Origin of the sequence: Collinsella aerofaciens, assembly GCF_002736145.1 — a bacterium.
Classification (GTDB): Bacteria; Actinomycetota; Coriobacteriia; order Coriobacteriales; family Coriobacteriaceae; genus Collinsella; species Collinsella aerofaciens_A.
In genome coordinates this window covers 1,864,262-1,879,420 of the sequence record NZ_CP024160.1, presented here as the reverse complement: position 1 = coordinate 1,879,420, position 15,159 = coordinate 1,864,262, and the positions used below count along the sequence as shown (strand labels likewise).

At 60.3% G+C, this 15,159-nt stretch carries 10 protein-coding genes; 2 read left to right on the top strand and 8 right to left on the bottom strand.

Features of this window, described 5'->3' with window-relative positions; translation table 11 throughout:
- Positions 1–67: 67 nt before the first annotated feature.
- From CSV91_RS08175 to CSV91_RS08165, 3 genes are all read right to left on the bottom strand, one after another.
- A complete protein-coding gene (locus CSV91_RS08175) occupies positions 68–1,342 on the bottom strand; it encodes a PTS sugar transporter subunit IIC (protein ID WP_157758016.1) in 1,275 nt (424 codons plus the stop codon).
- Between the two features lie 94 nt (positions 1,343–1,436).
- Positions 1,437–3,059 (bottom strand): apiosidase-like domain-containing protein, encoded by a 1,623-nt coding sequence (locus CSV91_RS08170; RefSeq protein WP_099432478.1) that lies wholly within the window; start codon positions 3,057–3,059, stop codon positions 1,437–1,439.
- A gap of 29 nt (positions 3,060–3,088) precedes the next feature.
- A complete protein-coding gene (locus tag CSV91_RS08165) occupies positions 3,089–4,561 on the bottom strand; it encodes an alpha/beta hydrolase domain-containing protein (RefSeq protein WP_099432477.1) in 1,473 nt (490 codons plus the stop codon).
- Between the two features lie 152 nt (positions 4,562–4,713).
- Here CSV91_RS08165 and CSV91_RS08160 point away from each other — a divergent pair, with 152 nt between their 5' ends.
- Complete coding sequence (locus CSV91_RS08160; RefSeq protein WP_099432476.1) at positions 4,714–5,709, top strand: LacI family DNA-binding transcriptional regulator; 996 nt, start codon at positions 4,714–4,716, stop codon at positions 5,707–5,709.
- Here the strand turns inward: CSV91_RS08160 and CSV91_RS08155 are convergent.
- From CSV91_RS08155 to CSV91_RS08145, 3 genes are all read right to left on the bottom strand, one after another.
- Positions 5,706–6,716, bottom strand: coding sequence for a LacI family DNA-binding transcriptional regulator (locus CSV91_RS08155; RefSeq protein ID WP_099432475.1), 1,011 nt, complete (start codon positions 6,714–6,716; stop codon positions 5,706–5,708). The genes CSV91_RS08160 and CSV91_RS08155 overlap by 4 nt on opposite strands.
- Positions 6,717–6,919: 203 nt before the next feature.
- Complete coding sequence (locus CSV91_RS08150) at positions 6,920–7,894, bottom strand: nucleoside hydrolase (protein ID WP_099432474.1); 975 nt, start codon at positions 7,892–7,894, stop codon at positions 6,920–6,922.
- Positions 7,895–7,898: 4 nt separating this feature from the next.
- Entirely contained in the window at positions 7,899–8,894 is a 996-nt protein-coding gene (locus tag CSV91_RS08145; protein WP_099432473.1) for a ribokinase, read from the bottom strand.
- A 187-nt stretch (positions 8,895–9,081) separates the two neighbouring features.
- Between CSV91_RS08145 and CSV91_RS08140 the strand changes: the two genes are divergently transcribed.
- Positions 9,082–11,298 (top strand): acyltransferase family protein, encoded by a 2,217-nt coding sequence (locus tag CSV91_RS08140; RefSeq protein ID WP_099432472.1) that lies wholly within the window; start codon positions 9,082–9,084, stop codon positions 11,296–11,298.
- Positions 11,299–11,843: 545 nt separating this feature from the next.
- On the opposite strand, the gene CSV91_RS08135 is transcribed toward CSV91_RS08140, so the two are convergent.
- Entirely contained in the window at positions 11,844–13,040 is a 1,197-nt protein-coding gene (locus CSV91_RS08135) for an Nramp family divalent metal transporter (RefSeq protein WP_099432833.1), read from the bottom strand.
- A 74-nt stretch (positions 13,041–13,114) separates the two neighbouring features.
- A complete protein-coding gene (locus CSV91_RS08130; protein WP_099432471.1) occupies positions 13,115–14,959 on the bottom strand; it encodes a magnesium transporter in 1,845 nt (614 codons plus the stop codon).
- Positions 14,960–15,159: the final 200 nt, after the last annotated feature.

The window sequence follows — 15,159 nt, the reverse complement described above, 5'->3', positions numbered from 1 at the left end:
TCACAGGGACTTATATGTTTCGGCAATCAACGCGATCGACCGAACCTACGAACTAATGGACCATGTCCTACTCGGCAGAAGCCTTTGCAGCAGCAGCCTCCTCCTCGAGGGCCTGCTTGTCGGCCATCTTGACAAACGGGATAAACAGCAGGGCAACGGCGAGAATCGCACCGCAGACGATAGCGACCAGGCCAAGACCGCCGGAAAAGAAGTTGCTGATGGGCAGCGGCACCACGAACGGCATGCTGATCGTCGGGTTAAAAGCGTTGCCAAGACCCAGCAGCAGGCCAATAGCGGCAACAGCGCATGCGACCGGCTTGAGCAGGATGTAGGGGATGAACATATAGGGGTTCATGGCAATGGGCGTACCAAAGATGATGGGCTCGGAGATATTGAAGATAGCGGGCACCAGGGCGATCTTGGAGAGCGCCTTGTAACGCTCGGACTTGGCCGTGAGCAGCGCAAGCTCCATACCCAAGGCGTCAACAGAACCCACGGAGAACATAATGATGAACGGCAAGTACGGCAGCGGCTGGCCGGCAACATATGCCTCGGTGTTGGCCAAGGCGCAGGCGCTGATAACCGGCATGTACACGCTCATCAGGACACTGGGGTGGATACCAAAGAAGAACAGCAGGTTGCACAGCACAAAGTAGATAACGACAGCCCACGGGCTCGAACCAAGGAACATAACGGGCGCAGCAACGGTGGTGTTGATGAGGGTAAAGACATCGCCGAAGCTCGTCAGGCCCATGCCCCACTTAATCAGGGCGGCCGAGGTGAAGATAACGATAGCGCAGAACATTGGGGACAGCGAGTCGTTGACGAACTGCGGGACGGAATCGGGCATGGGAATGGCGATATGCTTCATAAGGAAGTTGAGCGCCTTCGGCACGATCAGCGCCACGAGCAGGGCCACGAACAGACCCGAGCTGCCCAGGTAACGGGTGGTGATGAAGGTCGAGCCGTCCTCGGCATGGCCCAGCGGGATCAGCAGGAGCAGAACGCCAATGGACGCAACCGTCGTCGTAAGGCCCTTGTTCTCAAGCACCTTGCCGTAGGAGTACGAAACCGAAGCGCACATGTAGATGGCACCGAGGTTCATGGTGACGACCAACACATCGGCAATCGTCGCCGACATGCCAGTGCCGGTAAGGAACGCCTGCAGCGGCGGGATCGGCAGTCCGTTGATGATGGAGAGCAGCGCCACGCCCAGCGTAACGGGCATGGTCGCCATCATGCCGGACATAAGGCCCTTTACGACCTTAAAGCTGCTCACTTTGTGGGCAATGGGGCCCACGTGCTTCTCGAGGAAGCCCTGCATCGAATCGAGAACGCTCATTTCGTGTTCACTGATCCTCTCTAAACGATTCATCTAGCTGTCAAGCGGGAAATTGCGGCCGACTCTTTCCCGCCTATGACCAAGGGAAATATGGTTATGCCTTGAGCTCGAGGACGAGGAGCCAATCCCCAACCTCGGGTTTGTCAGGCAGTGTGATGCTGTCCGTGACGGCAGAGACGTTCTCGCCGTCACGGTATGCGCCCGTGCGGGGGTTAAACCATCGGCTTGCATAGGCAGCGCCCGTCGGCACGCCCTCGATAGCAAGCTTTCGGCGCACGGTATCGCCAAAGTACGCGACGATGCGCGAAAGGTCTCGGTTGGCGGTTGCCAGCGGAGCCTTGTTGGCAAACAGGTTGCCCGCATCGGTCGTTTCGTAGGGAGCGAGCTCCCAGAAGTGATTTTCTTCGTAGAAGGAGCGCATATAGCCCATCTGGACTGCACCCTCTCCGCCTACCGCCTGGGCCCACGTAATGCCAAAGCGGTTGAAGATCGCCATAAAGGGATCGAGCTCCTCGGGACTTTCCCACACGTTGTCCCAGATGCCCTGGGCTCCGTAGGTATAGCCAGCGCCGCCCGCCTGCATGCAGATATACGCCACGCGACGCAACATGTCTGCGGTGCACAGGCGCGTACCCATTTCCTCGAGCGTCGAGCAAAACTCGTAGAGCGCCTCGCCCTCGACGAAGGGCTTGTCGTCATGAGCTGCCAGATAGTCAAAGTAGTCGCTCGCCTTGATCAGGTAATCGCCATGACCGGCCTGGTTGAGCGTAAAGTCCATCCAAGCCTCGTCCTGGTAGTAATCGGCAAAGGGGCGCTCGTTGGTATAGTGCGCCGTAGCCAGGTGGCCATAGCCGTCGCGGGCCTCGATCTCCAAGGCGACCTCACGCCATCCGTCGATCAAAGCGGCTCGATCTTCTTTGCCATACCCGGCAACCTCGCCGGCAAGCGTCCAAACCATCGGATATGCGCCATAGCGCGCCACCAGATAGCGGGCAAGGTGCTTTTGATGCTCCACGCCATGATCGCCGCGAATAGAAAACGCCCATGCCTGGCCAAGCGCGTTGACCAAACCGGCATCGGCGACATAGGCCATGCGGCGATCAAGCTCCTGCCGGTAGAAAGCAACATTGGGCAGATCCTCTGCGCCCTTGGGCATACCGCCGTCAATCCAGTAGCGACCATCTGCGCCCATGTCAGAGCGCAAGTTGGTCTGGTAGACGGTAAATCCCTGCTTGGCACGCAGGTCGACCATGCCGCGGAACTGGCTCGTCATGCCAGGGTGGTTCGACTTGTCCCAGCTCTCGCGGTAGGCAAACTCCCAGTGGGTGTCGCCGAGCCAAAAAAACGGCGTGCCATCCGAATAGGCAAATAGGTGCGGGTTGTCCGCGACGCGGATAAAGCCGTGGCGATACAGGTCGAGGTCGCCCGTGTACGGTACAGCCTCGACGCTGCCCACACGGCCATTAAGACCGGTCTGCTCGGGAGCCTCGATACCATAGTTCCAAGCGCCGAGCTCGGTCGGGGCAAACGAGACGCGGTAGGTGCGGTCGCCGTCCCAGTAGGCCTCGCGGCGGATCACCCTGCCGCTCGGACCGACAAACTCCGCCCAAATCTCAACATCCAAAAACGGGTTGTCGAACGAACAGGCGCTCTCAAACGTCAGAACGACCGGACGCCAGATCTCGGCGACAGCGTCTTGGTTCAACGTAGTATCCATTACAGACCCCTCTCCGGTCTTAATACCTACTAGTTCAGTCCCCGCTCGCTCGCGGACCTCACGGCAAAGTCAACGATCGCCCGGGCGTCTTCGGCACAGACAAAGCCTTGCGACACCTCAATCGCCGTATCGCGCTCGCACAGGGCGCGGTAGTTTTCGAGCGATCCGTACAGCTCCTTGAGCATCGATGCCGAGAACGACTCCATGTGGCCAAACAGCCCATCCTTGTCGCTCGTCTTATCGACCGTGCCCTGACCCGGCTCGACCAGGCTCGTGTTGGAGTAACGGGCAAACGGATGCTCGAGCAGGCAGGTGCGAAGACCGCCCTTGGTGTTGCCCAGGGCATCCTTTACGTTCTCGCCGTTTGCATCCAGCTCAATGCGCGGGCACGTTGCCGGCGCGGCGCCGGTGCGGACCCAACGGAACAGGTTGCGGAAGGCAGCGTGGAAGAGATACTGCGACGGATAGGCGTTTGCCTCGGCATGCTTGCCGACATACACCGGCAGGTGGTCGATACGCTTAAGATCCTCGTCGTCCTGGTAATAGTCGACATAGCTCCACTGCGTATCGTGGGAGGCGCCCGTCACCTCGTACAGCCGGTACTTAAAATCGGGGGCATCGCTATCGGGCATAAGCGTGCGCCAACTCTCAAAGCGACCGTTCTCGCTTTCGGTCTGAAGGGCGATGAACGGCTCCTCGACGTGCTCCACGCGCATCAGGTGATGCGCATAGTCCCGGCAGCACTCATACTGGTTGACGGGAGTGCACAGCGAATGGATGCCGCCGCCGGACAGATAGCCGTCAAACACGCGGCCGTCGCGGCGCACCTCCTCGCGATAGGCAAAGCTGTTGAGGTAGCGGAACAGATAGGCGCCTGACTGGGACCATCCCGTAAGGCAGATCGCCTGGTGCGGATAATCGCGGATCGGGTTGAGGTCGGAGTCCTCGCGCAGGAGCCACGCAAGATCGGTCAGCATATCCCAAAACAGACCCGTCTCGTAGGAGATGTCCATGTCGGGAAGTGCGCCGCCGCGCTCGAGCTCGGCCGGATCATAGTCGAAGGGTCGCTCGGGAGTCGGGTTCGCCCAATTCATAAAGGCATAGCGATCGGGATTGAATTCCTTGAGCTTGGCGATGGTATTGGGCTTGCTGGTGATGCCTACATAGATGTCACCAGAGCGCACAAACTCGCCGTAGCCCAGAATCCACATGCGCTCGATTTCCATGAACGATGTGGGGTTGATAATCTCGACCACCACGTTGCCACTCGCCTGCGCCGGATCTTTGGGTGCGCGGACAACAATGCGATTGGAATAGGGGGCATCGGCGGTCATGACCTCTACGCCGCCATCTTCGTCGGCAGTGCGATACACGTTGGCGGTGCCGTCAACGCGATATTCGCGCTCGACGTAGCCATGCGCGCTCAGATGACAGTAGCGCTCGGCGCTCGAAAACGGATAGCTCTCATCCGTAACGGGCATTTCGGAAATAACGCTGATCATCTCGTCCCCCTTGCTGTTGCGTTTGTTGAGACAAACTCTACTGGGGACGCAACTTAACTTCTATCGATTCTTAAGTTGACTTACTAAATATTTAGCTTAATGAACAGCCGAATGTTAAGCTCGTTTTAAGTTAACAATCGTTAGGAACCACCATGGCCGTTACTGCAAAACAAATTGCTGATCAGCTGGGAATCTCGGCAGCGGCCGTCTCCCTTGCACTTAACAATCGACGCGGCGTAAGCGAAAAAACACGGCAGCTGGTGCTCAGCACCGCTGAAGCCCTAGGTTACGACTTTAGCAAGATTAAGTTCGAGCGACAAAGAAGCGGAACCGTTGCCTTGGTTGCCTTTAACCGGCGCCGCATCTTTGCGAGCCCCTTTTTCGCCGACATGCTCGCCGGAGTCGAGGGCGCCCTTAGGCATGCGGGATTCTCGTTTTCGCTGGTGAACTACTCGCCATTCGAAAACATTCACCAACAGATCGCCGACATCGCCGAGGCACGATATGACGGCGTCATCATCCTCGCAACCGAGATGTACGAGTCGGATTTTTTGCCGTTTGCATCGCTGGACTGCCCTCTGCTGCTGCTGGACTCATGCATGAGCGTTGGGGTCGACACGGTCAAGATCGACAACGCTGCCAGTATGACACTTGCCGTACAGTACCTGTATTCGAAGTATGGATCGGTCCCCGGCCTGTTAACGACGCCCATTACCTTGGGCAACTTCACCGAACGACGCTTCGCCTACGAGCACGCCATCGGTCAGCTAGCCGGGTCGGAAAAATGCGGCATCATCCACGAGCTCGCCGTCGATCTAGACGAGGCCTACTCGGGCATGCTCGACATTATTGATTCGGGCGAGTCCCTTGCCCAAAGCTACGTCGCCGTCTTTGACGATGTGGCTATTGGAGCCATGAAAGCCTTCATCGAGCGCGGCTATCGCGTGCCCGATGACGTACGCATTGTCGGCTTCGACAACAACATCGGCGGCACCTACGTGCAGCCGCAGCTGACCACGCTCAACGTTCCTTCGCAGTATATGGGCGCCATCGCCGCACGACGCCTCGTCGAGATCATCGACGAGGCCGAGCACCACCCGCTCAAAATCGAGCTGGGGGCATCGCTTATCAAACGCCGTTCTGCCTAGATCTCGCGCACGCTTTGGCGCTCGACAAAATAGGTCGATACGGCCGTCTTGCAGGTATAGCTCTTGGGATTGCGGATGTTGCCCACCAGACGGCGCACCGCGATCTCGCCCACCTCGTGTTTGGGAACATGCACCGTGGTGAGCGGCGGGTTGGAAAAAGCGCCCAGCGACAGGTCGTCAAAGCCGATGATCGAGACATCCTCGGGCACGCGAATGCCATGCTCGTTGAACGCGCGCATGGCACCAACGGCGAGCACGTCGTTTTCGGCAAAGAAAGCCGTTGGCAGATCTTCGTGCGAGGCGTTGTCGAGCCACGCGCCCATGTCGCGATAAGCGCCCTCGAGCGTGGTGCCCAGCGTGACGCGCCATGTCGGGTTGGCCTCAAGGCCCGCGTCCTCAAGCGCTTGACGATAGCCGCGCTCGCGATCCTTAAAGTTGCGGATACGAAGGTCGCCCGCCAGATAGCCGATTTGCTTGTGACCTTTCTCGATAAGGTAGTCCACGGCACGCAGCACCGAATCGGTATTGGCAATGACCACGGCATCGAAGTACTGGCGGTCGCTCCAGCCATCGAGCACAATCAGGTGGGCGGCGGCGTTAGCGAACAGGGCGTAGTCTTCTTCGCCCAGCTCGGTGCCCATCAGCACGATGGCGGCAGACGGATCGGCAATCAGGCCCTCGACCTGCGGGCGCACGGCGTCAAGATCGCTAAAGTCGAGCGAGACAAAGCTCGTGCTCATGCCGTGGCGACGTGCCTGGCGCTCCACGCCCTCAATAACCGCGGGATGAAAGGTGCTCTCGTCCAGGATGGCGCCCGTCTTGCGCGCGAGCACAAACTGGATGCTCTCGAGCTGCGTCGACTGCTGATAGCCGAGCGACTGCGCGCACTCCAGGATGACCTTGGCGGTCTCCTCGCTCACGCTGCGCTTGCGGTTAAGCGCGTTGGACACGGTCGCAGGCGAAAAACCGGTGATGCGGCTGATCTCGCGAACACTTGCTTTGGCCATTGTTCCCCCTAGTAACGGTCGCGGTCGAGCATCGTGGCCTGACCGCCCCGTGACTCGACAACTAAACGACCGCAAATTCAATCTAAACAGAATAGTAAATGTTTAATAGCTAGTTTAGCCTGTTGTCAAGCGAAGCGACGCGACTATTCCCCCAACGGGCGTATTTACTCGGTAGCTAATCTGGAACGGGGCACAGAAACCGTTTAGCCCAGGACGCGGGCCATGCGCGCCTTAAACTCCACGAGGAAACGTGGGGCGTCCACGGTGAGCGCCACGAGCGCGCTCTTATCCGGATCGGACAGACGGTGCTCGTCGCAGATGGTGCGGCCGCGATACTCGCCCAGCAAGTCAACGCGCAGGTTACAGCCGAGCGCGCCCACGAGCGTGGGATCAATCGCCACGGCAACCGCCAGCGGATCGTGCAGCGCGCAGCCGCCCAGGTAGGGCGCGTTCATTTCGTACGAACCGATATAGTGCTCGACCATGCTCGCAAACGCGCAGCCAGCCATAGTGCCCGAGCCCGTCCAGCCGGCAATGTCGCGACGCGTGAGCACCACGCGATGCGTCACATCCAGCCCCACCATAGTGAGCTTGCGACCCGAACGCAGCACGGCATCGGCCGCCTCGGGATCACTTGCCATATTGGCCTCGGCGCCCGCGCTCACGTTGCCGGGCACGGTAAGCGCACCGCCCATCACGACCACGCGGCCGATGGACATCATCGCCGCCGCATCGCGCTCCAGGGCAAGCGCCAGATTGGTGAGCGGGCCGGTCGCAACGTAGACCAGATCGAGCCCATAGGTACGCGCGGCATCAATCAGGTAATCGACCGCCGCATTGCCATCGGCCGACGTCGCGCCCACCGGCTCGTACGGCGAGGCGGGCACGCTTGCGCCGCCGATGCCGTTCTTGCCGTGGATAAGCGCGGTGGACGCCGGCGGCGTGTAGGGTTCGGTTGCCTTCATGGGACGATCGGCGCCCAGGTACACCGGCACCTCGGGACGACCCAACAGGTCGAGCACCGCCAAGCAGTTGTGCGCCGACTGCTCGACGCGCACGTTGCCAAAGCACGTGGTGATGCCGACGAGCTCCACCTCGGGGCTCGCGATGGCATAGGCAAGCGCCATCGCATCATCCACACCCATATCCAGATCAAGGATCAGCTTCTTGGTTGCCATTGTTCTACTCCGCTTCTCCGTCTACATCCAAACCGTCTAAACCAAACTTGTGCTCGACTTCCGCACGCGTGGGAATTGATTGCTGAGCGCCCAGGCGCGACACCGTCACCGCCGAGGCGCGAGCGCCCGCCGCCATGCACTCAAAGAGCGGCAGGCCCTCCAGACGAGCCGCCGCCAACGCGCCGATAAACGTATCGCCCGCGGCCGTCGTATCGACCACCGCGCTCGAAAGCGCCGGCATGCGCAGCGGCTCACCGCCATCGCCGAGCGTAACCGAGCCGGCGCCGCCCAGCGTGATGACCGCAGCCCCGGCGCCCTTGTCGAGCAGCGCATTGAGCGCGGCGACGCAACTCGCATCATCCGTAGGCAGAATGCCCGTCAGCACCTGGCACTCGGTCTCGTTGGGGCAGACCAGGTCGACCGCTGGCCACGCTCCTGCCGGCAGGTCGCAGGCGGGCGCCGGGTTAAAGATCGTATAGAACCCCAGCTCGTGAGCGCAAGAGAGCGCCGCGGCCGTTGCCATCAGATCGCATTCGCCCTGGGCGATAAAGACGCTGCCAGCAGCCGGGGCAATCTCGCTGGCATCGCCGTCGAGCTCGTCGGCCACCAAGCGCCTCAGTGCGCGGGCAACGTCCTCGCCCGCAAGCGCATGGTTGGCGCCCGGCGACAGCACGATGCGGTTGTCGCTCTCGCAGCGAATGATAGTCGCGGTACCGGTCTCCACGTCATCGCGACGCGCCACAAACTCAACGCCCACGCCGGCATCCTGGAGCCCTGCCACGAGCGCATCGCCAAAGGTATCGCGCCCAACAGCGCCGATCATGCACGTGCGCGCACCCATGCGCGCAGCGGCAACGGCCTGATTGGCTCCCTTACCGCCGGCGTTGGTGATAAAACCGCTGCCATCGACCGTCTCGCCCGCGCGCGGCATGCGCTCGCACGCCACCGAAAGGTCCATGTTCATGCTGCCGAACACCGCAACGATGCTGTGATCCGCCATGGAAACCTCCTCGTCTTCAGGCTTTGCGCCCACCGTCGACCAACGATTGTGCACTCTCGCACCCCCTATAACTTTAGTCCACTTTGATGTGGACGCGCGCTTGAGCTTGCGCCAGCAGCAAGCATTCACAGGGGCAGGCAGCTACAATGAATACGTGCTGATTATTCTCGTCATTGGATGATGTTTTATGGAACAACTCTCGCAATCGGGCTCGCGCGGTCGACGCCGCACGGGCAACGAGCCGGCGCCGCACGAACGCGTGAAGGGCGAGCGCCGTGCCAACGAGCCGCGACGCACCGCGAGCCCCCATCGCGCTTCTGCCAACAACGCGGGCCGCGCCAACACTCCCGCCGCGGAGCAGACGCCTGCTCGCCCCAAGTCCCGCTACATCCCTGCGCTCGACGGTCTGCGCACGCTTGCCGTCGTCGCGGTGGTGCTCTATCACCTCAACCTCACGTGGGCTCAGGGCGGCCTGCTTGGCGTCACGATCTTCTTTGTGCTTTCGGGCTATCTGATCACGCGCTTGCTGCTCAACGAAGTCGCTAAGACCGGCCGCATCGACCTTAAGAGCTTCTGGATTCGCCGCATCCGTCGCCTGGTCCCCGCCGTGGTAACGGTAGTGTTCGTGACCTGCGCGCTGTGCACCATCTTTAACCACGTGATGCTCACCAAGATGCGCCCCGACATCCTGCCGTCGCTGCTGTTCTTCAACAACTGGTGGCAAATTGCCCAAAACGTCTCGTACTTCAACGCCCTGGGCGACCCCTCGCCGCTTACGCACTTTTGGTCGCTCGCCATCGAGGAACAATTCTACCTGGTTTGGCCCCCGCTGCTGCTCGCTATGGTATCCATGCACATGAGCAAGCCCAACACACGCCGCGTGGTTCTGGGCCTGGCTGCTGTCTCCGCCATCGCCATGATGGTGCTCTATAACCCCGCCGCCGACCCCAGCCGCGTGTACTACGGCACCGACACCCGCGTGTTCTCGCTGCTACTGGGCGCTTGGATGGCCTTTATCCCCGATCGCGACCTGGCGCCGGTGCGTCTCGCTCATCGCCTGGGGCTCGACCGCTTGGTCGGGGCCGCCAAGCACGGCAAGAACGCCGAGGGCAAGCCTGGCGAGAAGGCCGACAACGCAGTCGAGACCGTCCCGGCACAGCCGAGCGCCCTCGTGCGCTTTTGGTCCTCGCCCGCATCCATCGATGTGTTGGGCATCGTGGGTCTGGTTGGCCTTGCCGCCATGGTCGCGCTCACCAACGGCTACACCGCGTTCCAGTATCGCGGCGGCACGCTGCTATGCTCCATCCTCACGCTCATGGTCATCGCGGCCTGCGTGCAGCCCCAGGGAATGGTTGCCCGTGCACTGTCCGCCGAGCCGCTCGTGTGGGTTGGCAAGCGCTCGTACAGCATCTACCTGTGGCACTATCCGCTACTGTTGCTCATGAACCCGGTCGCCAACATCAACGATACGCCGTGGTGGCAGTACATTTTGCAGGTGTTGTTGGTGGTCGCCGTAGCCGAATGCTCATATCGCTTTATCGAGACGCCGTTTAGAAAGGGCGCCTTTGGGCGCACCGTATCCGAATTCCGCGATGGCACCACCACGCCCGCCAACTGGGTGCGCGCGCATATTCCCGTGTGCGCCACTTGCGGCATCGTGCTTGTTATCGCGCTGGGCGGCCTGATCTTTGTGCCGGAGACCTCCGCACTGAGCGGTGAGGGCGCCGAAGTCCTCAACAAGGAAGCCAAGAACACCGCGCCAACGGACCAACAGGCAGCCGACGACACCGACAAGGACAACGACGGCTTCCCCGATGGCTCCTACGACCTGCTGATGATCGGTGACTCCGTGTCGCTGCGCGCCGTCGATTCCTTTGACGGCGTGTTCCCCCACAGTCACATCGATGCCGAAAAGGGCCGCCAGTTCGATGCGGGCCGCGCGACATTTGAGGGCTATCTCCAACAGAACCTTGCCGGCAAGATCGTGGTCTTTGCGCTGGGAACCAATGGCTTGGTAACCGACGACCAGATCGACGCCATCATGGCCGATGCAGGAAATAAGCGTATTGTGGTGTTTGTGAACACGCGCAGCCCGCAGCCGTGGGTTGGCTCTACCAACCAGGCCATCGCCAACGCCGCTACGCGCTACAAGAACGTGCGCGTTATCGACTGGTACGGATACAGTGCCAATCGCAACGACCTGTTCGATGGCGATGGCACGCACCTGTCGACCACTGGCGTGACTGAGTACCTCAACTTGATCCACGATGCAGTCAAGAAGGACCTGCCTGTGCATCCCGAGGATCACGTCAACGATCCGCAGCCGGCGACCGTCAAGTCTGCCACCGACGCACTCGTCAATGCGCTCGCTCTCAAGCCGCACAAGCTGGGCACCGACAAGTAACCTGCAGCGCAAACTTCCCACATCCGGAGGGGGCGCCTGCCACGGCAGGCACCCCCTCCGGCAGTTAGGGACGTTCCTTATGTGCCGGCACCTAGGGACACTCCTGGCACAGCCGAGGAACGCCCTCCTTGCGACCGAATTCTGGGCGCCTCGCCACCCCGAGCGTTGTTTCCAAGCCCACACCCGCAGCAAACAACCCAAAATCACTCTTTTCGAGCCGACTCCAAGAGGTCGTGGACAAAAAGTGGCAAATATGAGTACTGTTACCATTTTAGTAGCAGGCAAAACAACCCAAAATGACGTCCGAGCGACCCCTACAACCCCCTAAAGCAGCCAACCTGACTGGTTTAAGGCATATTGGAGCCAATTTTAATGAACATACTATCGGCTATGTTCATTATCTTCTTGGATGTAAATGCTATTCACTTAGCAACAGTACTCATATTTGGCATTTTTTGTCCACTGCCATATAACTAACCCCCTATAACAGGCAAAATACAGGCCGTAACCCATGGCAGCGGCCTGTTTGGAGTCCAAAAGAGGCGCTAAGCGCTGTAGCCCATCGCTTGCAGGACAAACATGACAACCGTCAGCACCGTAATCACGGCGATAGTCGCCCAAGTGAGCACGTTCCACACGCGACCGTTGCGGTTTGCACCCATAATGTGACGGTCGGCGGCGATAACCACCTGGAACACCAGAACCACGGGCAGTAGCACGCCATTGATGACCTGCGAGGTCATCATAATCTGGAACAGATCGACACCGGGCATAAGCACCAGCACGGCAGAAATGCCGATGATGGCCGTAATGATGCCGCGGTAAACCGGAGCCTCGTCCCAGCTGCGATCGGCGCCGCGCTCCCAACCAAAAGCCTCGCAGATGGCACTCGACGTAACGCCCGGCAGCACGCAGGCAGCCAAAAAGCTCGCTGCGACCAGGCCCGAGGCAAACAACACCGTGGACCACTGGCCCGCGATGGGCTCCAGCGCGCGGGCGGCATCGGCGGCATCGCTAATCTGAATACCCGCCGGGAACAACACCGTACCGGTCGTGATGATAATAAAGCCGGCAATGACATCGGCGGCAAGCGAGCCGCTCACGGTATCGATGCGCTGCAGCACGATATCGTCCTCGCCCGCGTTCTTATCGACCACGTTGTTCTGCGCCAAGAAAATCATCCATGGCGCGATGGTGGTACCGATCGTTGCGACCACGAGCGACACGTAGCTGGGGTCATTTTGAATGTTAGGCACGACCAGGTCGACCGCGACCTCACCCCAGTTGGGGCCAGCCATAAACGCGGCGACGATATAGGTCACGAACACGCAGCTCACCAGCAGCAGAATCTTCTCGATGCGCTGGAAACTACCCGACATTGTAAGCATCCATACCAGCAGCGCCACCAACGGTACCGAGATGCTCGCCGGCACGCCAAAGAGAGCAAGGCCGCTGGCGATGCCCGCAAACTCCGAAATGGTCACAGCCGTGTTGGCGATCAGCAGCGCTGCCATGGCCAACACGCTCTTGCGCACGCCAAAACGCTCGCGAATGAGCGATGCCAGGCCCTTACCCGTGACGCAGCCGCAGCGCGCCGCAGTCTCCTGCGTCACGATGAGCAGCACAGTCATGACGGGAAGCATCCAGAGCATCTTGTAGCCATAGCTGGCGCCCGCACTGGAATACGTTGCAATGCCGCCGGCGTCATTGCCCGAAAGCGCCGCCAGCAGACCGGGACCCATAGCGCCAAAGATGGCCGCGATGGTCAGCTTTTGCTTGGTGCCCGACTTTTGCTTGGTATTTTGCACGCGACCACCTAACCCATGACTGACATGGCGAGCAGCACCGCGGCGATGCAATACGCCACACACGAGATCATGACGGCAATGACGTTCATGGCGGTGCCCGACGTGTTGAGGTCATGCTCGTCACGCCAGAACAGCACCATCAGGTAAATCACGGCACTCATGTTGCCAACCAGGCAAATGATGGCAGCGATATTAAAACACCCGGTAAAGAGTTGCTCCTCAAACATGGACGCATCGGGGAACGCAGCGGTGCGCACCAGCTGGGCGCACAGGTAGGTCACGAGTGACAGAATCAGGCCCATGCCCGTGCTCTGGAAGAAGAACCCCAGATACGGCTTGGGCTCGTCGTCGTGACCGTCATACTCCAGGAAGTAGTTCTTGACGAACGACACCATGCGCGAGGCCGCCAGCAGCACGAGCGGCATGGCGCACATGGGAAACACCACCAGATGCGCGGAGCCGAGCGCCGTTCCCAGCACGGTCGCCATGATGCACGACGCGATGCCCCATACAACAACCCAGTACTGGCGATGCACGAACCAGCTGAGCACGTTCGTCGAGTCGTCGGACGCGCTATCGCCCGAGCCGACACCGGCGATCTGCAGGTCCTCCTGATGCTCCTCGGCGATAACGTCCATGGCGTCGTCGAAGGTTACAATACCCAGGATGTGACGGTTCTCGTCGCAGACGGGGATAGCGACCAGGTCATACTTGGTCATCTCGTCCGTTACGTCTTCCTGGTCCTCGTCGGGCGACACATAGACCAGGTCGCGATAGGCCAGCTGACCCAGCGTGGCGTCGCGATCGGCTACGATCAGCGTGCGCAGCGAAAGCACACCGGTCAGCATGCCGCTCGGATCCTCGGTATAGACGTAGTAGACGCTCTCGAAGTCTTCGTCGAGCTCGCGAATCGCCTCGATGGCGTCACCGACCGTTGCCGTGGCGGGCAGGGAGACAAACTCCGAGGTCATGATGCGGCCGGCGGTGTTGTCCTCATACCCCAGCAGGTTACGAATCGCCTTCTCCTCCTTGACACCCATCAGGCGCAGGAGCTTCTCGGCCTTCTCGTAATCGAGCTCGTCGATCAGGTCGGCAGCGTCGTCCGGGTCCATCATGGCCAGCATCGACGATGCGTCCGTGTCGGACAGGCCCTCGAGCATCTCGGTCATAAGCTCGTCGTCATCGAACTCCGAGATGGCCTCGGCGGCCTGGGCAGTATCGAGCTGCGCAAACACCTGCGCACGTAGGCGCGGGTCGAGCTGCTCGATAATGTCGGCGATGTCGGCAGGGTGCAGCTCGCCGAGCGTCTTGTGCGACACCGAGAGTTGAATGTTCTTGGTCGAGCGGTCGAGCAGGTCCATGTAGGACCAAGCGATGATATCCTCGCTGAGCGGCTTGCCCAGGTGCTTCATAAAGCCCTCGACGACGTGCTCGAGCGCGGGGCTGATGGCGCGTAGCAGACCGCGGGCGCCGACCTCGGCACCCAGCAGACGCAGCTGATTTTCGCCCGACATGGAAAACTTGATGTCGTTGACGCGCACGACCTTCATGCCCTGCGTGTCGACGATCTGCTTATTGAGAACATCGCGCGCCAGCAACAGCTCGGTCGGTTGCAGGTACGAGAAGCGAATATTGGTGGCAGACGTATTGAGATACACGCCCGTCTCGTCGATACGGTCGACCCATTTGCGCCAGCTGATCATGAACGGCGTCTTGCCGGGACCGCGGAACGCGAGCGACGTCACGTGCGGAAAAACTTCGCCGGTTGCAATGCCAAAATCGTTGACCACGCCGAGCTTTTCGCCGTCGACGTCCAAGACTGGCAATTTGAGCATCTCACTCAGATAATTCAATGGTGCTCCCCATCATTATTCCTCCGGACGCGGCCGCGCGTGCGGCGTCCGGGGGCTTCTGGATATGTATACGCATGCGCGGGCGGCACGCCGCTCGACGCTTACACCCCGTGCATGCGCAAAAAGCACCTGCATGGGGTCATCGACTGTATGGTCGAGGTTTGGATTTCACCTGTAACCTTTCTCTTGACCCTCATTAA